16 protein-coding genes are annotated in these 17,106 nt (G+C 62.0%); all 16 read left to right on the top strand.

Annotation, left to right across the window (positions count from 1 at the left end; all coding sequences use genetic code 11):
* The first annotated feature begins 145 nt into the window (after positions 1 to 145).
* A complete protein-coding gene (locus FJE54_RS13085; RefSeq protein WP_139653255.1) occupies positions 146 to 2,320 on the top strand; it encodes an ABC-F family ATP-binding cassette domain-containing protein in 2,175 nt (724 codons plus the stop codon).
* Positions 2,320 to 2,805: a tRNA (cytidine(34)-2'-O)-methyltransferase gene (locus tag FJE54_RS13080; RefSeq protein WP_139653254.1), complete on the top strand. Its 486-nt coding sequence runs from the start codon at positions 2,320 to 2,322 to the stop codon at positions 2,803 to 2,805. The genes FJE54_RS13085 and FJE54_RS13080 overlap by 1 nt, the downstream gene beginning before the upstream one ends.
* A 569-nt stretch (positions 2,806 to 3,374) precedes the next feature.
* Positions 3,375 to 4,049: a site-2 protease family protein gene (locus FJE54_RS13075; protein ID WP_139653253.1), complete on the top strand. Its 675-nt coding sequence runs from the start codon at positions 3,375 to 3,377 to the stop codon at positions 4,047 to 4,049.
* Positions 4,050 to 4,062: 13 nt separating this feature from the next.
* Positions 4,063 to 4,854: a segregation and condensation protein A gene (locus FJE54_RS13070; protein ID WP_139653252.1), complete on the top strand. Its 792-nt coding sequence runs from the start codon at positions 4,063 to 4,065 to the stop codon at positions 4,852 to 4,854.
* Positions 4,855 to 4,856: 2 nt separating this feature from the next.
* Positions 4,857 to 5,699: an SMC-Scp complex subunit ScpB gene (scpB, locus tag FJE54_RS13065; RefSeq protein WP_139653251.1), complete on the top strand. Its 843-nt coding sequence runs from the start codon at positions 4,857 to 4,859 to the stop codon at positions 5,697 to 5,699.
* 169 nt (positions 5,700 to 5,868) lie between these two features.
* A complete protein-coding gene (locus FJE54_RS13060; protein ID WP_139653819.1) occupies positions 5,869 to 6,681 on the top strand; it encodes a pseudouridine synthase in 813 nt (270 codons plus the stop codon).
* 49 nt (positions 6,682 to 6,730) lie between these two features.
* Positions 6,731 to 7,879, top strand: coding sequence for a prephenate dehydrogenase/arogenate dehydrogenase family protein (locus tag FJE54_RS13055; protein WP_139653250.1), 1,149 nt, complete (start codon positions 6,731 to 6,733; stop codon positions 7,877 to 7,879).
* Positions 7,869 to 9,197, top strand: a complete 1,329-nt coding sequence (gene aroA, locus FJE54_RS13050; RefSeq protein ID WP_139653249.1) for a 3-phosphoshikimate 1-carboxyvinyltransferase — start codon at positions 7,869 to 7,871, stop codon at positions 9,195 to 9,197. The genes FJE54_RS13055 and aroA overlap by 11 nt, the downstream gene beginning before the upstream one ends.
* A complete protein-coding gene (gene cmk, locus FJE54_RS13045; protein ID WP_139653248.1) occupies positions 9,194 to 9,871 on the top strand; it encodes a (d)CMP kinase in 678 nt (225 codons plus the stop codon). The genes aroA and cmk overlap by 4 nt, the downstream gene beginning before the upstream one ends.
* A 92-nt stretch (positions 9,872 to 9,963) precedes the next feature.
* Positions 9,964 to 10,824: a lysophospholipid acyltransferase family protein gene (locus tag FJE54_RS13040; protein WP_139653247.1), complete on the top strand. Its 861-nt coding sequence runs from the start codon at positions 9,964 to 9,966 to the stop codon at positions 10,822 to 10,824.
* The gene (gene ispH, locus FJE54_RS13035) at positions 10,821 to 11,657 is read left to right on the top strand and encodes a 4-hydroxy-3-methylbut-2-enyl diphosphate reductase (RefSeq protein ID WP_139653246.1); all 837 of its coding nucleotides are present in this window, start codon (positions 10,821 to 10,823) and stop codon (positions 11,655 to 11,657) included. The genes FJE54_RS13040 and ispH overlap by 4 nt, the downstream gene beginning before the upstream one ends.
* Positions 11,658 to 11,660: 3 nt before the next feature.
* Positions 11,661 to 13,052 (top strand): DUF512 domain-containing protein, encoded by a 1,392-nt coding sequence (locus FJE54_RS13030; protein WP_139653245.1) that lies wholly within the window; start codon positions 11,661 to 11,663, stop codon positions 13,050 to 13,052.
* Positions 13,053 to 13,062: 10 nt separating this feature from the next.
* Entirely contained in the window at positions 13,063 to 14,379 is a 1,317-nt protein-coding gene (gene der, locus FJE54_RS13025) for a ribosome biogenesis GTPase Der (protein WP_139653244.1), read from the top strand.
* A 7-nt stretch (positions 14,380 to 14,386) separates the two neighbouring features.
* A complete protein-coding gene (plsY, locus tag FJE54_RS13020; RefSeq protein ID WP_139653243.1) occupies positions 14,387 to 15,064 on the top strand; it encodes a glycerol-3-phosphate 1-O-acyltransferase PlsY in 678 nt (225 codons plus the stop codon).
* Positions 15,065 to 15,178: 114 nt separating this feature from the next.
* Positions 15,179 to 16,180: an NAD(P)H-dependent glycerol-3-phosphate dehydrogenase gene (locus FJE54_RS13015; RefSeq protein WP_139653242.1), complete on the top strand. Its 1,002-nt coding sequence runs from the start codon at positions 15,179 to 15,181 to the stop codon at positions 16,178 to 16,180.
* The gene (locus tag FJE54_RS13010) at positions 16,177 to 16,737 is read left to right on the top strand and encodes a hypothetical protein (protein WP_139653241.1); all 561 of its coding nucleotides are present in this window, start codon (positions 16,177 to 16,179) and stop codon (positions 16,735 to 16,737) included. Before FJE54_RS13015 ends, FJE54_RS13010 begins: the two co-directional genes overlap by 4 nt.
* The last annotated feature ends 369 nt before the right edge of the window (positions 16,738 to 17,106 follow it).

The following is a 17,106-nucleotide window of genomic DNA, read 5'->3' as shown; positions in this document are numbered from 1 at the left end:
GTGGGCTGGCTGCGACCACCTACCGCATGTCGCATGGCCGATGCGTCCCGGCTTCGGATGCGCCCAGTCGCCCTCGTCTGGCGATTTCGCGCATGCCCCGCCTTGTGCTTGCGCGGCCTTGCGCGAACCGATACCATATGCCCTCGTGATTATGCAACTCGAACATATCTCCAAAGCGTTCGGCAGCCGCGTGCTGTTCTCCGATGTGACGTTTCGGCTCGAAGAGCACGACCGGCTTGCGCTCGTCGGTCCGAACGGCGCGGGCAAGACGACGCTTCTGAACATCATCTCCGGCGAGGAAGACGCCGATTCGGGGCGCGTGCTCTTTGCGAAGGGGGCGGCCGTCGGCTACCTCGAGCAGGAAGCCATCGAAATGGAAGACCGCCCGATTTTCGAGGAGGTCATTTCATCTCAGGTTGAGATTCTGCAGGCAGAGCAGCACCTTCGCCGCCTCGAACATGCACTCGGCGACGATCCGAGCGAGTCCGAGCTTGCAGCCTGCGGACGCGCCCGCGACATGTACGAGGCGCTCGGCGGCTACACGCTCGAACCGCGCGTGCGCAGCGTCATGTTCGGCCTTGGGTTCAAAGAAGAGGACCTCGAGCGTTCGACGACCGAGTTCTCGGGCGGCTGGCAGATGCGCATCGCACTCGCGAAGCTGCTCATCAGAAACCCCGAAGTGCTCCTGCTCGACGAGCCGACGAACCACCTCGACCTCGAAAGCGTCAAATGGCTTGAGGGGTTTTTGCGCGGTTACGCGGGCACCGTCGTCGTGGTCAGCCACGACCGCGCATTCATGGACAACATGGTCGACCGCGTCGCTGAAATCGACAACGGGGAAGTGACGCTGTACAAGGGCAACTACTCGGCGTACCTGCGCGCCCGCGAGGCGCACATCGAAAGGCTCAAGGCCGCCGCCGAGAAGCAAGCCGAGGAGATCGCCCATATGGAGGCGTTCGTCGAGAAGTTCCGCTACAAGGCCACGAAAGCCAAGCAGGTGCAGGACCGCGTCAAGAAGCTCGAGAAGATCAAGCGCATCGAGGTGCCCGAGGAGAAGAAGAAAGTCCGCTTCAACTTCAAGCAGCCGCCGCGCACGGGCGATAAGGTGGTCGGCGTCGAGCACGTGCAGAAGCGCTTCGGCGAGCACGTGGTATATGAAGATCTCAACGTGACGCTGTACCGCGGCGACAAAGTGGCGCTCGTCGGCCCCAACGGGGCAGGCAAGTCGACGTTGCTCAAGATGGTGGCCGGCGCGCTTGCCCCCGATGCGGGGTCGATCGATTACGGCATCCATGTTACGAAAACCTATTACGCCCAGCATCAGCTCGAAGAGCTCAACTCGGGCAACACCGTGTTCGAGGAGCTCGACCGCGTAGCACCGGGCTGGTCCATTTCGCAGGTGCGCACGCTTTTGGGCGCGTTTCTGTTCGAGGGCGATGCCGTGGAAAAGCGCGTGAGCGTGCTTTCGGGTGGCGAGAAGAGCAGGCTCGCGCTTGCGAAGATGCTCGTGGCCCCCACGCCGCTTCTGTGCCTCGACGAGCCGACGAACCACCTCGACATCGCAAGCGCCGATATCCTCGAGCAGGCTCTGAAGCAGTTCGAGGGAACGATCCTCTTCATCACACACGACAGGCATCTCATTCGAGGCGTGGCGAACCGCATCATCGAAGTGGAGCCCGGCCGCGTTACCAACTACGACGGCGACTACGATTACTATCTGTTCAAGAGCGGCAAGCTCGAGGGTGAAGCCCCAGCCGAGCGGTCGCTCGTCGACGAGATGGTGGGGGATGCCTCGCGAACGCTCGGTAAGGCGGCCTCGGGAAAAAACGGTGCCAAGTCCACGGGGAAAGGCGCGGCCAAAGCTACCGGGAAGGGTTCCCTGAAAAAACCCGCAGCCCTTGGCGGCAATGCGGATAAGCCAACCGAAACCGTTGTTACAGTGAACAGGCGAGCGCGCTCGGGCGAAGCTGCCGCCCCCGTTGAGGACGTGCAGCTTACCGCCCCACGCGGTAGTGCCCCGAAAACCAAGGAGCAGAAGCGAAAAGAAGCCCAAGCCCGCAATCGCGCCTACGCCGCGCTCAAGAACCATCGCAAGCGCATCGAAGAACTCGATCGCCAGATGGCTGCCGACAACGCGCGCATGGACGAGCTCATGGCGCTCATGGCCGATCCGTCGTTCTACACCAACGAGGATGCGTCGAGCGATGCGATTGCCGAGCACGCGAAGCTCAAACAGCGCCTCGCTTCCGCTGAGGAGGAGTGGTTCACCCTCACCGAGGAGCTCGAAGAGGAGCTGCGCCGCCAGCAGGAAGATGCCTGATGGGCGAAGCGCGCGCATTGGGCCGCCTGCACATCGTGCTCTTCGAACCCGAGATCCCTCAGAACACCGGTAACATCGCCCGCACCTGCGCTTGCACGGGTGCGGTGCTCCACCTGGTGAAGCCGATGGGGTTTCGCCTGACGAGCAAACATCTCGATCGCGCCGGGCTCGATTACTGGAATGAGGTCGAGATCGTGCGCCACTCGTGCACGGCTGCGTTTCTCGAGGAGCATACGGGGTGCGAACTCCACTTCTTCACGGGAAAAGCCGAGCGTTTGTACACCGATGTGCCGTACGGTTCCGAACCGTATCTCGTATTCGGACGCGAAAGCCGTGGCATCGACGAAGCTATTCTCGAAGCCCGCACGGGTGCGTGCGTGCGCATCCCCATGCGCGAGGGTCTGCGCAGCCTGAACCTCTCGAATGCAGTGGCCGTCGGCACGTACGAAGTACTGCGCCAGCGGGGCTTTCGGGGGTTGGGATAAGCGCCTGCACGTGTGCTGAGCAGCGGATCCGCACTCGGCTCGACTTCCAATCGCGCAATCGGACGCTTACTGCAAGTACCCGGCTCGACTGCCAATCGCGTAATCGGGCGCTTGCAGCAAGTAGGGTAAGGGTTGGATAGCAACGGTCGGTTGGCGGTCATGTGTTCCCGCTGGCTCCGATTCTGGCACAAAATCCGAGGTTTGACAAATACCAAAGAAATTACTTAATGAACTGATATATAGAGAAACCTGCGATCAGGTACTATGCAGATTGGTTATCGGAAAAATTTAAGTACATTCTTCCTTAATTGTCAAACCTCGGATTCTGTGCCAAGATTGAGAAGTTCCCGAACAAAGTGCGTTCGCCCACGTGCAATCGAGCGCTCCCGGCCATCGCTTCTGATTCCTGTTCGAACTCCGAACGTCTTGAAAGCCGTGTCTTCGATCATCGCTCACGACGCGCTGGGCGCCGCACCCGATACCGCGGACGCGCCGCCGCTACGGGAACTTGTGAAATTTTGCGGGCACGGTGTTCTGCGCGGCGCACTCAGGGTAGACTGGCTATCACTATGAATGCAATCGATATCCCATACCTCATCTGCAGCGTCCTAAGCTTCATCCCCGCCATCGTGTTCCACGAGGTGGCGCACGGCTTCGCTGCGTACAAGCTCGGCGATCCTACGGCGAAAAGCCAAGGAAGGCTCTCGCTCAACCCGCTTAAGCACGTCGATCCGTTCGGTACGGTCATCATGCCGGCATTGCTCATGCTCATGAACATGCCGGTGTTCGGCTACGCAAAGCCTGTGCCATACAATCCGCGCTACTTCAAGAACCCGCGCAAAGGCGATCTTATCGTGGGCCTTGCGGGGCCTGCAGCCAATCTCGTCATGGCGTGCGTCGCGGCGCTGCTTCTCTGGGTGATCGAACTCGTGGTTCCCGCCTCGGCGTTCCAAAACGAGCTCCTCTTCTACTTTTGCTATCTGTACCTGCCCTTGTTCGGGCTCATCAACCTGTTTCTCATGTTCTTCAACCTGCTGCCCATCCCGCCGCTTGACGGCTCGTCTATCTTCGCGTTCATCCTGCCCGCGAAATACCTGCCGAAGTACTACCGCATCCAGCAGTACGCTTTGCCCATCTTCATGATCGTGGTCATCGCCGTTCCCTACATCTTGAAAGTGAACCCGATCGGCATGTACCTCAACGCCACGGCGTACAATCTGGCGCGGCTCATGGGCCTCATCTGAGAGCGGGGTTTCCATGTCGTACAAGGTTCGCATAGAGAGCTTCGAGGGGCCGTTCGATCTACTGCTCTATCTTGTGAGCAGGCAGAAGGTCGATATTGGAGCCATCTCCATTACCGAGATCGCCGATCAGTACCTCGCCGAGGTTTCGCGTATGACGAACCTCGACCTCGACGTGGCGAGCGATTTTCTGCTCGTCGCCTCCACGCTGCTCGAGATCAAGGCCGCAAGCCTCATTCCCCAGGAAAAGTCGGCGACCGTCGAGGAATTCCAAGAGATTGCGCCGAACGAGGCGCGCGACATCCTCGTGGGCCGCTTGCTCGAGTACAAGAAGTTCAAGAACGCGGCTGCGGGGCTCCATGCGCGGTTCGTCGCCGAGGGGCGTATGCATGCGCGCCCGTTCGGGCCCGACCTGAACTTCCTTTCGCTCGTGCCCGACTACCTCGAGCACGTCACGCTCGATGCGCTCGCGTACCTGTGCGCTGCAGCCTACGCGCGCCGCGACATCTTCCTGCTCGAATCGGAGCATATCGCCGCGAAGCCGATCCCGGTCGAGGTGCACGTGCGGGCCATCCATCAGCGTATCAAAAACAGCAAGCACCTTCGCTTCTCCGAGCTCGTCGATGCGAAAACGCCTGTGCCCATCGTGGTCGTGACGTTTCTTGCCGTCCTCGAGCTCTACAAGCGTTCCATGGTAACCATCAGGCAGAAGACTTCGTTCGGCGACATCGACATCGATTTCATCGAGGGTTCGGGCGAGCTCATCTTCGATGGCGACGACGCCATCACCTCGATAGGGGAGGACTAGACATGTTTTCGGGTTTGCAGGATTACCAGCTCAAGGGCGCGCTCGAGGCGATGCTCTTTGTCACCGACGAACCGGTGAGCACGATCACGCTCGCCGACATGCTCGAAGTCGAGCCGGGCGAGGTAGAATGCGCGCTTGTCGATCTGCGTGCGCAGCTCGAAGACGAGAACCGCGGAATCCAGCTGCGCGAGGTTGCGGGAGGGTGGCGCTTGTATACCCACCCGGTATACCACGAACTCATCGAGCGGTACGTGTTGTCGTGGGATACGCGCAAGCTCTCGCAAGCTGCTATGGAAACGCTTGCGATCGTCGCATACAGCCAGCCCGTCACCCGCGCCGGGGTAGCGTCGGTGCGCGGTGTAAACTCCGACAGCTCGATCAACTCGCTCGTTGAGAAGGGCCTCGTGCGCGAAGCGGGGACCGAGGATGCTCCCGGCAATCCGACGCTTTATGCCACAACACGTACTTTCCTTGAGAAGTTCGGCCTGCGCTCGACTGCCGATTTGCCCGACATTGCCGAATACGCTCCCGACGACGAGACGCGCGCGTTCATCCGCGAGCGCTTGAGTGCGACGAAATCTGATGCTCCGCTCGATGGGGCGGAGGGGTACGAGGAGTTCGAGGCCCAGTTCGACATCGACGAAATGGCCGATGGCGTTTCGGCGACGCCGAGAGATGCGGACGCTCGAACGGGGGCGAGCGCGCCGGACGCCGAAGACGGCGAAAGATCCGTTCGGCAAAGCGACGCGCCGCAGGGCCAAGCGCTCCTTGCCGAAGCGATGGCTGCGGGATTCGGTCTTGTGGAAAAGATAGATTTCGATGAGCTTACCTTCGAAGAAGACTAACGAAGGACGATCCGCGGACGTGGGAAGCGCACGCGGCGAAAACCTGTCAGCAGAGACCGCAGCCGAAGCGGACGGGCGCTCCCTGGCTGCCGAAGGGGTCCACGGCGCCACGCGATCCGTGGATGCGGAAAGCGCACGCGGCAGCGAGCAGGGCGAGCGCATCGTCCCCATGCGCCTGCAGAAGTTCCTCGCGCGCGCCGGTGCGGCTTCAAGGCGCGGTTCGGAAAATCTCATGACGGCGGGGCGCGTCACGGTCAACGGAATCACGGTAACCGAGCTTGGAAGCAAGGTCGATCCGCGCATCGACGAGGTGGCTGTCGATGGAATCGTCGTTCAGCTCTCGGATAGGCCGGTCACGCTTGCGCTCAACAAGCCTTCCGGCGTAGTTACAACGATGTCGGATCCGCAGGGGCGCCCCTGCGTGGCAAGCCTCGTGCCCACCGACCGCTATCCGGGGCTCTATCCGATCGGGCGGCTCGACCTCGATACGACGGGGCTTCTGCTCTTTTCAACGGACGGCGAGCTGGGTCATGCCCTGCTCCACCCCAAGAAGCATGTGGAAAAGCGCTACATAGCCCTTGTCGAAGGAAAGCCGAGCGAAAAGGAACTCGAACGGCTGCGCGCGGGCATCGAGCTCGATGACGGCATGACGCTTCCCGCCAAGGTCGAGGTGCTTGCGGGCGAAGCGGCGAAGCGGGCGTTCGCGGATTTAACCGAGACGGCTCGGCAAGGTGCTCCCGCGTCCCGGGAGTACGCCCGCAAACTCGACCTGCGCGCAGCGCGAAGGTCGGTCGTGAGCATCCGCATCCACGAAGGCCGCAAGCGCCAGGTGCGCCGCATGCTGGAAGCCGTCGGCCATCCGGTCGTGCATCTGCATCGCACCCATTTCGGGCCTATCGCGCTCGGGGCCCTCGAGCCGGGCGCATGGCGCGAAATCGACGGCGAGGAACTTGCCGCTCTCTCTAGCGCTTTGCGCCGATGATGCTAGAATACCTTACTGAACCCGTTGTGTAAGGAGTGGAATTTCAGGCATGTCTGTGTGCGCAAATAAGATAGCGGTGATCGGACTCGGCCTCGTGGGAGCGTCGTTTGCGGCTGCCTACCGCGAGCAATGCCCCGATGCCGAAGTGCTCGGTGTGGACGTCTCGCACGAAACGCTCGCTGCGGCGCTTGGCAAGGAGTGGGTCACCGAAGCGGTCGCACCCGATGATCCTGCGTTCGAAGCGTTTGTGGAAGACGGATGCGGCATCGTGGTCGTGGCAACTCCCCTCGCTGCGGTCGACGAGTACTTCGAGAGGCTCGCTGCTTGGGACTACCGCGGTATCGTTACCGATACCGCCTCGACGAAGGCGCACGTTCTCGATGCGGCTGCCGAGCTTCTTCCTCATCCGCACAACTTCGTTCCGGGCCATCCCATGGCAGGTTCCGAGGTGAACGGCATCGAAGGGGCCCGCTCCGACTTGTTCAAAGGTGCCCACTGGATACTCTGTCCCGACGAGAACACCCGGGCGGAGCATTTCCAGTTGCTCCATGAGATCATCACAGGCCTCGGAGCCCGCGTCATCTCGCTTCCGCGAGAAGATCACGACGAAGCGGTTGCGGTGGTAAGCCATGTGCCGCACATCGTTGCTTCCTCGCTTGTCGAGCTCGCAAGCCGCCATGCCGACGATCAGCAGGCGCTGTTCCGTCTCGCTGCGGGCGGATTCAAGGATTCTACGCGCATCGCGGCCGGTTCACCGAAGCTCTGGAGCGGCATCGTGTTCGACAACGCCGACGCTTTGAGCAGAGGCCTCGCCGAGATGCAGGGCATTTTAGGCCAGTTCGCGACCGCGCTCGAAACGGGGGATCGCGAAACCATGCGTGCGCTTCTTGCCGATGCGGCCGAAGCCCGCAGAGCGCTTCCCGCCGCCTGGGTGCCGAGCACCGAGAAGCTTCTGGAGGTGCGCATCCCCATGGAAGATCGCAAAGGCGTCGTCGCCGAAGCCACGACGATCGCGAGCCAGGCGGGGTGCAACATCCAGTCCATCGAAATCGACCATATCACCGAAGACAGTGCCGTTTTGAGCCTCGTCCTCACCGACGAGGGGGATGTCGGACAGCTGTCCGCCCAGCTCATCAAGGCAGGTTTTTCGGTATCGTTCAGCCCGCTTCGTCCGAAGGAGTACACCCATGTCGACTGAATCAGGGAAAACCGTCATCCGTCCGCTTACTGCGCCGATCGAGGGGTCGACCCATGTTCCGGGCGACAAGAGCATCTCGCACCGCGCCGTGCTGCTCTCTGCGATGGCCGAAGGGACCTCGCAGGTAACGGGCATCCTCGATTCGGCCGACGTGCGCTCGTCGATTGCGGCGGCCGAAGCGCTCGGTGCGAAGGTGTCGCTTGAGAAGCAACCCGACGGCAGCCTTGCAGGCGGCATCACCGGCTGGGGGGCGTCAGGTCCCGCCGAGCCTGCCGAACCGATCGACTGCGGCAACTCGGGTACGACTGCGCGCCTGCTCATGGGTATGCTCGCGCCGTGGCCCGTGAGCGTTACCGTCACGGGAGACCAGTCGCTCCAAAACCGACCCATGCGCCGCATCACGGCTCCGCTCATGAAGATGGGCGTTCGCTTTACTCCCGAAGGACGCGAGACGCTGCCCATCACGGTATGCGGTACGAAATCCCTGAAAGCGATCACCTACGATGCGCCGATGGCGTCGGCTCAGCTCAAAACCGCCATCCTGCTCGCGGGCGTGTACGCAGACGGAACGACGACCGTCAACGAGCCCGCCGAATCGCGCAACCACACCGAGCTCATGCTGCCCGAGTACGGCATCCGCACGACCGCAGCTGCCCGCACGGCGAGCGTCGTCGGTCCGAGCATCCCCGCTGCGGCCGAAGTCGTCGTTCCCGGCGATCCCTCTTCGGCGGCGTTCCTCGTGTGCGCGGCGCTTCTGAAGCGCGGCAGCTCCATCCAGATCGAGAACGTGAGCCTCAACACGGCCCGCATCGGGTTCACCCGCACGCTCGAGCGCATGGGAGCCGACATCGCGGTGCGCCATACCGGCTCGGAGGGCAAGGAGCCCTACGGCATCATCGAGGCGGCGTATACCGAGGGGCTGCGCGGCTGCGAGGTGCCCGCCGAGAAGATCGCGAGCATCGTCGACGAGGTGCCGGTGCTCGCGCTCGTGGCGGCCCATGCGCGCGGCGTCACGGTGTTTCGCGACGTGAGCGAGCTGCGCGTGAAGGAGACCGACCGGGTGGCGGCCATCCTCGAGGGGCTCGAGACGCTCGGCGTCGACGCGTGGATCGACGGCAACGACCTGTTCGTCGAAGGCCAGCCCGGCCTGCGCGCCGAGCAGGGAAGCGTGTTCGATTCGAAGTGCGACCATCGCCTCGCGATGACGTGGGCGCTCGTGGGCTTGTGCGGCCCGGTGCCGATCGAGGTGGAGAACTTCGATTCGGTGAAGATCAGCTATCCGGAATTTCTGAACGACATTGAAAGGTTGACGCGATGATCATAGCGATAGACGGCCCGTCGGGGGCGGGGAAGTCGACGGTGGCGAAAGCCGTTGCGAAGAAGCTCGGGTTCTCCTGCCTCGATACCGGCGCGATGTATCGGGCCGTTGCCTGGCAGGCGCTGTCAGACGGCGTGGCGCTCGACGACGGGGAGGCGCTCGGCCGCATCGCGCGCGAATGCGACATCGAGTTCGGCCACGTAGAAGGCGACCCCATCCCGAAGCGCGTGTTCATCGGCGGCACCGAAGTCACCGACGCCATCCGCACGGCGCAGATAGACAAGGCGGTGAGCCCCGTGTCGGCGGCCGCTCCGGTGCGCGAGGCCCTCGTGTCCCAGCAGCAGCGCATCGGGCGCGCGGGCGATTACGTCGTCGAAGGCCGCGACATCGGCACGGTCGTGTTCCCCGAGGCCGAAGTGAAGGTGTTTCTGACCGCATCCGACGAGGAGCGCGCCCATCGCCGCGTGCGCCAGAACGTCGATCGCGGCGTCGGCTCGATCGATTACGACGAGGTGCTCGCCGATCTCAAGCGCCGCGACGAGCACGATTCGTCCCGCGCGACCTCCCCGCTCAGGCCCGCTGACGACGCGGTGCGCATCGATTCGACCGATGCCTATATAGAAGATGTGATCGAGCGTATCTGCGAGATGGCACGCGAGGCTATGAACCGCTAGAATAGGGTGCTTGAGTCAGGGCCGTCAGATTGTACGGCCAATCCGCCGAAGCCGGTGGTTTCGGCGCGATGCGAGCCATTCGAAGGAACCCGATGAGTCTGTTTCTGCCATACGAGAAGATGTGGGACATGCCGCTTGGCGGTGTATCCCAAGAAAAGCAAGTGCCCCACTGGGCGGGAAACATCATATACGGATTCCTCGCAGTAGTGTTCAAGCTGTGCTTTCGCTATCGAGTCGATGGGCGCGAGAACCTGCGTGGTTTCAAGGATACGTCGGGCGTGCTCGTCGTGAGCAACCACACGTCGTTTCTCGACGTGGCGTTCATGTACCTTTCCGCCCGACCGAGCCAATGGATCCGCTTTCTTGGGCGCGAGAGCCTGTTCGACAACGCGCACGGGCTCGTAGGCCAGATACTGTCGCGTGTGGGCGCGTTTCCCATCAAGCGGGATTCGGCTGACCGCTCTGCCATCAAACGCGCGAGCCGCATGCTTAAGAACAAGGAATGCGTGGGCATCCTTCCCGAAGGCACGCGACGCAACAAAGGCTCGATGAAGCCCGAGTTGCATAGCGGCGCTGCGTTCATCGCGCGGATGGGACATGCGCCGATCCTTCCCATGACGGTGCGCAACGCCGAGAAGGTGAAGGAGAAGGGCAAATTCTTCCGCTTTCCGAAAATCACGATCGAGTTTGGGACCCCGATCCTCGTCTCCGACTTCGATTTCCTCCCGAAAGACGAGCGGCTCGACGCGTGCACGTGGTACGCCATGCGCGAGTGCTTCGCGCTTTCGAAGCGCTGTGCGCCCGAAGAGGTGGATATGCGCGAGCTGTTCCCCGATTCGAAGGATTATGCCGAGGCGTTCGCCGCCCATCCCATCCCGACGCATACGACCGGCGAGCTCGCGGCTACCCTCGGTACCGCAGCAACCGCCGAAAAGAAAGCGAGTGCAGCATGAAGGTGATACGGGCGCGACACGCAGGTGCGTGCTACGGGGTGCAGCGTGCGCTCGACATGGCCTATGCGGCCATCTGCGACGGCAGCACCGCCTACACACTCGGGCCGCTCATCCATAACCCCCAGGTGGTAGCCGAGCTCAAGCAGCGCGGGGTCGGGGAGGCATCCTCGCTCGACGATATAGCCGAGGGCATTGTCATCATCCGCAGCCACGGTGTGGTGCCGCAGGTCAAGCAGGAGGCGGAACGGAAGGGCCTCCCCATCATCGATGCTACCTGCCCCCATGTCGCGCGCGCCCAGAAAGCGGCTTCAAGCCTTGCCGAAGCGGGATATCACGTGATCGCCGTCGGGGAGGCGGGACACCCCGAGGTCGAGGGTATGAAAGCCCATGCCGAGATTACCGGCAAACCGTGCCTCGTCGTGGCAACGCCCGATGAGCTGCCGGAGCATATCGACGAGCCGGTGGGCATCGTCGTGCAAACCACCCAGGCGAAGGAAGCGCTCGACGCCGTGGTGGACGAGCTTTTGGCCCGGGGAATCGAACCCCAGGTGAAGAATACGATCTGCTTCGCGACCAGGCAGCGTCAGGAAGCGGCTGCCGAGCTTGCCGAACAGGTCGACGCGCTCGTGGTGATCGGCGGCCGCAACTCGTCGAACACGACGAGGCTCTACGACATCTGCAAAGCCGTCTGCCCGAAATCGTACCATGTCGAGGTGCCCGACGAGATCGATCCCGCATGGTTTTGCGGCTGCGCGGTCGTTGGCGTGACCGCGGGCGCTTCGACGCCCGAAGATCAGATTGCCGCCGTCATCGAGCGGCTGGAGACGCTGTAGGCCATGAGCGACTCCGTCAAAGCGCCCATCGCGCAGGTGGCCGAGCAAAGCCCCTTCGACGATGCGGGGTTTTATCCCGGCTGCTTTGTCACGGCGATCGACGGCAAACCGGTCCGCGACATCATCGATTGGCGCTGGCTTACGGCCGGCGACGAAATGGAGGTTTCCTATATCGACGCTGAGGGCGATGCGGGAACCGTTGTGCTTGAGCGCGAACCCGGCGAGGGGTGGGGAGTGCAGTTTCGGGGCGCGATTTTCGATGAGGTGAAGCTGTGCCGCAACGCGTGCACGTTCTGCTTCATGCGCCAGCTCCCCGACGACGTGCGGCCCTCCCTCGTGCTGCGCGACGACGATTTTCGCCTGAGCTTTCTTCAGGGCACGTTCGTCACGCTCACGAACCTCACCGAAGAGGACGAAAAGCGCATCGTCTCGCAGCACATCTCGCCGTTGCGCGTATCGCTTCATGCCGTCTCGCCCGACGTGCGCCGCGGCCTCATCGGCAGGCACGCGCCGCATGGAATCGCCGCTTTGGACCGCTTGCTCGAAGCGGGCGTAGAGGTGCATGCGCAGATCGTGCTCCTTCCCGGGGTAAACGATGGCGAGGAGCTGATGAATACGCTTGCGTGGGCATACGGGCGGTCGGGCATCAGAAGCGTCGGCATCGTGCCGATCGGGTTCACCAAGCACCAGAGAACGTTCAGCAAAAGCTTCAACGACGAGGGCGATGCGCGCGCGGTCATTGAGCTTATCGAGCCGTTTCGGGCGCGCGCGCTCGCAGAGCGCAACACCCCCTGGGTGTTCGCCGCCGACGAGTTCTACCGAAACGCCTACCCAAACGACCTGCTCGACCATCTGCCTCCCGCATCGCACTACGGAGCCTTTGAGATGTTCGAAGACGGCATCGGCATCATCCGCTCGTTTGTGGACGACTGGGAGGCGAGCGCGGAAGAAGAGGCGCGCCTTGCGTCGGTGCTCGAGCAGCACGATGCGCAGGTGGGCTACGCGGTCGGCTACGCGCAGCGCGAGTTCCTCATCCCGCTTATCGAGCGCGGTCCGCTTCGTGAGCGATTCAGGGTGCTGCCGGTAAAAAACGAGTACTTCGGCGGCAACGTCGATGTGACGGGGCTTCTCACGGCATCCGACATCGTGCGCGAGATCGGACCTCTGGCGGATTTGGACTTCGTGGCGCTGCCCGCGGTGATGTTCAACGTCGACAACATGACGCTCGACGATTGGGATTTGGGGAAACTGCAAAACGAGGTAAGCGTTCCGCTTGGCGTGGTATCCTGTAATGCATCCGAGTATTTCGGGCAGATCGCCGAGCGCATAGAATCCGCAGCAGCCCTCGCATCGCCCGAAACCGCTTCATCCGAAGCTGGGAATCGAAGAGAATAAGGTATCAGGCATGGCATTACCGATAGTAGCAGTGGTGGGCAGGCCCAACGTGGGCAAATCCACCTTCGTCAACCGTATCGCCGAAGCAGATGAGGCCATCGTGCACGAGATGCGCGGCGTGACGCGCGACCGGTCGTATCACGAGGCTGATTGGAACGGCGTGCATTTCACGCTCGTGGACACCGGCGGCATCGAGATGGGAACCGAAGACGCCTTCCAGGGCTCGATTCGCGCCCAGGCGTTTGCGGCCACGCGTGAGGCCGACGTGATCGTGTTCCTCGTCGACGGGAAGACCGGCATCAACGCCGACGACGAGGAAGTCGCGCGCATCCTGCGCAAATCCGATAAGCCGATCATGCTCGCCGTCAATAAGATGGACACGCCGAACAGCGTCGACGAGATGTGGGAGTTCTACCAGCTCGGCCTCGGGGATCCCTGGCCCCTCTCGTCAATGCACGGAAACGGTACGGGAGATCTGCTCGACGCGCTGGTCGACGAGCTTAAACAGCTGCCCGAACAGGATGAGGACGAGCCTGAGCAGACGATCAACGTAGCCATCATCGGCCGCCCGAACGCGGGCAAGAGCTCGCTTGCGAATTGCCTGATCGAAAACGACCGGTCTATCGTGTCGGATGTCGCGGGCACGACGCGCGATGCTGTCGATACCACGATCGAACACGAGGGCCGCTTCTATACGATCGTCGACACGGCGGGGCTTCGCCGTAAAAGCCAAATCGACGAAGATGTCGAATACTACGGGTTCGTGCGTGCAATGCGGGCCATCGACCGCGCCGACGTGGCGCTGCTCGTCATCGACGCCTCGATCGGGTTGACTGATCAGGATCAGCGCGTTGCGGGCTTTGCCGCCGAGCGCGGGTGCGCCATGGTGATCGTGCTGAACAAGTGGGACCTCATCGACGGACCCGATGCCAAAGCCGAGATACGCGAGAAGATCGCCGACCGTATGACGTTTGTGGGCTACGCTCCCGTCATCTCGATCCAGGCCATAACCGGCAAGCGCGTGAACCGCATCTGGGATGCCGTCGACACCGCATACGCCAATTTCAGCCAGGGGATCTCTACGAGCAAGCTCAACACGTGGCTGCAAGGCATCAGGGATTTCGGCCATACCATCAGTCAGGGGAAGAAGATCCTCAAGATCAAATACGTGACGCAGACCGCAGTCAAGCCACCGCAGTTCACGTTCTTCGCCAACCACCCCGAAATCGTCGACGACAACTACGAGCGGTACCTTGAAAACCGTCTGCGCGACAGCTTCGATCTGACGGGGACGCCCATCAAGCTCAAATTCAAGCGGAAGGATTAAAGGATACATGGAAGGGGTCGCCTATTTCGCCGCCGTAGCCGTCGGATTGTTCGCGGTGGCGTTTTTGCTGGGGTCAATTCCCTTCGGGCTCATCATCTCGAAGGTGTTCTACCATACCGATATCCGCGAGCACGGCAGCGGAAACATCGGCACCACCAATGCCATGCGCACTATGGGTAAAGTGGGCGGTTCGGCGGTATTCGTGCTCGATTTCGGGAAAGGCCTGCTCTCGGGCGTACTCGCGATGATCGCGTGCTGGTATTTCGTTCCCGGAGGCGGGCTTTCCGTGGACGGCTCATCGCTGTTGAGCTACGATGATCTGCTGGCTGTCGCGTTTCTCGGCTGCACATGGGGCCACATCTTTTCGCCATGGCTCAAGTTCAAGGGCGGCAAGGGGATCGCGGTCGCCGTGGGGTGCATCTTCGTTACGTACGGCGTCGTGGGCGCCTGCCTCGAGCTCGCCATCTTCATCGTGCTCGTTTTGGTCACGCGATACGTTTCGGTCGGCTCGATCGCTGCAGCGCTCGCGTGTCCGTTTTTCGCGCTGTACTTCTTCTGGGGCGATTGGCTCGCCGTTGCGCTCTGTTCGATTGCGGGGCTTACCGTAGTGTGGGCTCATCGGGCTAACATCAAGCGGTTGCTCTCGGGCACCGAGAACCGCATCGGAAGCAAGAAGAAGGCGTAAGCGCAGAGTTCGCGGCATTGCGCTTCGAGTTCGGATACAAGGTTTGTTCGCCGTTTCCCGTTCGTTCGGAAAGCGGCTTGTGGGCGGCGCGGATGCCGCTTCGAAGGAGGCTTCATGAGCGTTGCGGTTATCGGAGCGGGATCGTGGGGAACGGCTCTGGCTCAGCTGCTCGGAACAAGCGGGCACGAGGTAGTCGTATGGGCGCGCAAGAACGAGGTGGTCGATGCGATCAACGAGCGGCACGTCAATCCCCGGTATCTGAGCGACGTGGCACTTTCCGAGAATGTGCGCGCAACCGTTTCGCATAAGCAGGCGCTTGCCGAAGCCGAATCGGTCGTCATTGTGACGCCGTCGAGCCTGATGCGCGAAACGGCTCAGGCGATAGCCCCGTATCTCATCGACGATACCCCGATCGTCATCTGCTCGAAAGGCGTCGAGGAGGGAAGCGGTCTTCTGCCGGTCGAGGTGTTCGAGGCCGAGCTCGGCGGCAGGGACCGGCTTGCGGTGCTCTCAGGCCCCAACCATGCCGAAGAGGTTGTGAAGCTCATGTTCTCTGCGACGGTGGTCGCTTCGTCGTCGCAGGCGACAGCGGAGTATTTTCAGCGCCTGTTCGCAACCGAGACGTTCCGCACGTACGTGAGCGACGACACGTGCGGTGTCGAGCTCTGCGCCGCGTTCAAGAACGTCATCGCCATCGCGGTGGGGCTTTCCTACGGCATCGGCTACGGCGACAACACCGCGGCCCTGCTCATGACACGCGGTCTCGCCGAAATGAGCCGACTCGTCGCGGCGTGCGGCGGAAACCCCATCACGTGTATGGGTCTTGCGGGCACCGGCGACCTCATCGCAACCTGCACCTCCCCCCACTCGAGGAACCGCCGCTTCGGGGCGATGGTCGCCGAAGGCAAGTCGCTCGCCGATTTCACGGAGGCGACCCACATGGTGGCGGAGGGTGCGCTTGCCTGCAGGACGATCCAGACGCTCGCCGACATGTACCATGTCGAGCTGCCGATCACCTCGGTCGTGCGCGGTGTGGTGTGGGAGGGTGCCGATGTGAAGCAGGCGGCCCTCGATCTTGCGAGCCGCCCGCTCACCACGGAGTTCTACGGCATTTGAGCGGCATGGGCGCGGAGGATAGACAGCCGGGCGAAGAGCTTGAGCGCACCTGCGGGCTGTTCGAGCAGGTACTCGAAGCACGCCTTGGAAGCATCGGCGAAAACGGTCTGCTCGAGCTCGTGTTCACAACGCTTGGACCTGCGATCACCGTCTGCGACGGCGTGCGCTATATCTATGTGTACGCCCGTCAGCTCGGCTACGACATCCCACCGTACCCGCTTGCAGGATGCGGCGAAATCAAGGAATTCTTTCGAGCCTTCGGTGTGGCGAGCGTTCCCGAGTTCTACGAGAAGGTGGGCATCGATCGCGAAACGTACGCGGACCTGGCAAACAAGACCGCCGTCGCCGTCCGCAACGGGCAGGGTATGCGAAAGCTCTTCGTCGTCGATGTGCCGTTCTGCAGCATCGAGCGGAAGATCGATCTGCGCCGCGAACGCGAGATCGATGCACTTGCCCGCACGGCTCTGCCCTCGGTGCTCGGCGCGGATGCTGCGCTCGACCTGGCCGACGGCGTGCTTTCGTTTTTGCTGACGGATAACGACCACGAGGCGTTCTGACGCTTACCGAGCGGTTGTCGTTGCGCTCGCAACGACGCCTGGGCGCTACTGCGTATCCGATGAGGCGAAGATGTACCCAATGAGGCGTACGCAATTGGTACTGTACACCCTACGTTGTTATGTGATAAAAAACAGCAGCGCTCCTTCGGGAGTGCGAACGTTTTCCCTGTTCGCATATTTTTTGTACGTACGCTTTGGACGATAATCGTCGCAAAACGACGTAGGGTGTACAGTACCTATCGATCATCGAACATCGGCCTACGAGCTCTGGCGGGCGATCATCGGTCATCAAATATCAACCCACGTGCCCTGGCGGGCAAACATGGGTATCGATCCCCGAGCAATGGCAGGCGAACTTCGGATCGCTCT

Origin of the sequence: Raoultibacter phocaeensis (genome assembly GCF_901411515.1) — a bacterium.
Classification (GTDB): Bacteria; Actinomycetota; Coriobacteriia; order Coriobacteriales; family Eggerthellaceae; genus Raoultibacter; species Raoultibacter phocaeensis.
Note: the sequence above shows the minus strand (reverse complement) of the source record. Positions and strands in the feature narration are given on the sequence as shown.

Coding starts and splice junctions, on each gene's coding strand:
- FJE54_RS13080 (WP_139653254.1), top strand. CDS start 2,320: ATGGGCGAAGCGCGCGCATTGGGCCGCCTGCACATCGTGCTCTTCGAA.
- FJE54_RS13075 (WP_139653253.1), top strand. CDS start 3,375: ATGAATGCAATCGATATCCCATACCTCATCTGCAGCGTCCTAAGCTTC.
- FJE54_RS13070 (WP_139653252.1), top strand. CDS start 4,063: ATGTCGTACAAGGTTCGCATAGAGAGCTTCGAGGGGCCGTTCGATCTA.
- scpB (WP_139653251.1), top strand. CDS start 4,857: ATGTTTTCGGGTTTGCAGGATTACCAGCTCAAGGGCGCGCTCGAGGCG.
- FJE54_RS13060 (WP_139653819.1), top strand. CDS start 5,869: ATGCGCCTGCAGAAGTTCCTCGCGCGCGCCGGTGCGGCTTCAAGGCGC.
- FJE54_RS13055 (WP_139653250.1), top strand. CDS start 6,731: ATGTCTGTGTGCGCAAATAAGATAGCGGTGATCGGACTCGGCCTCGTG.
- aroA (WP_139653249.1), top strand. CDS start 7,869: ATGTCGACTGAATCAGGGAAAACCGTCATCCGTCCGCTTACTGCGCCG.
- cmk (WP_139653248.1), top strand. CDS start 9,194: ATGATCATAGCGATAGACGGCCCGTCGGGGGCGGGGAAGTCGACGGTG.
- FJE54_RS13040 (WP_139653247.1), top strand. CDS start 9,964: ATGAGTCTGTTTCTGCCATACGAGAAGATGTGGGACATGCCGCTTGGC.
- ispH (WP_139653246.1), top strand. CDS start 10,821: ATGAAGGTGATACGGGCGCGACACGCAGGTGCGTGCTACGGGGTGCAG.
- FJE54_RS13030 (WP_139653245.1), top strand. CDS start 11,661: ATGAGCGACTCCGTCAAAGCGCCCATCGCGCAGGTGGCCGAGCAAAGC.
- der (WP_139653244.1), top strand. CDS start 13,063: ATGGCATTACCGATAGTAGCAGTGGTGGGCAGGCCCAACGTGGGCAAA.
- plsY (WP_139653243.1), top strand. CDS start 14,387: ATGGAAGGGGTCGCCTATTTCGCCGCCGTAGCCGTCGGATTGTTCGCG.
- FJE54_RS13015 (WP_139653242.1), top strand. CDS start 15,179: ATGAGCGTTGCGGTTATCGGAGCGGGATCGTGGGGAACGGCTCTGGCT.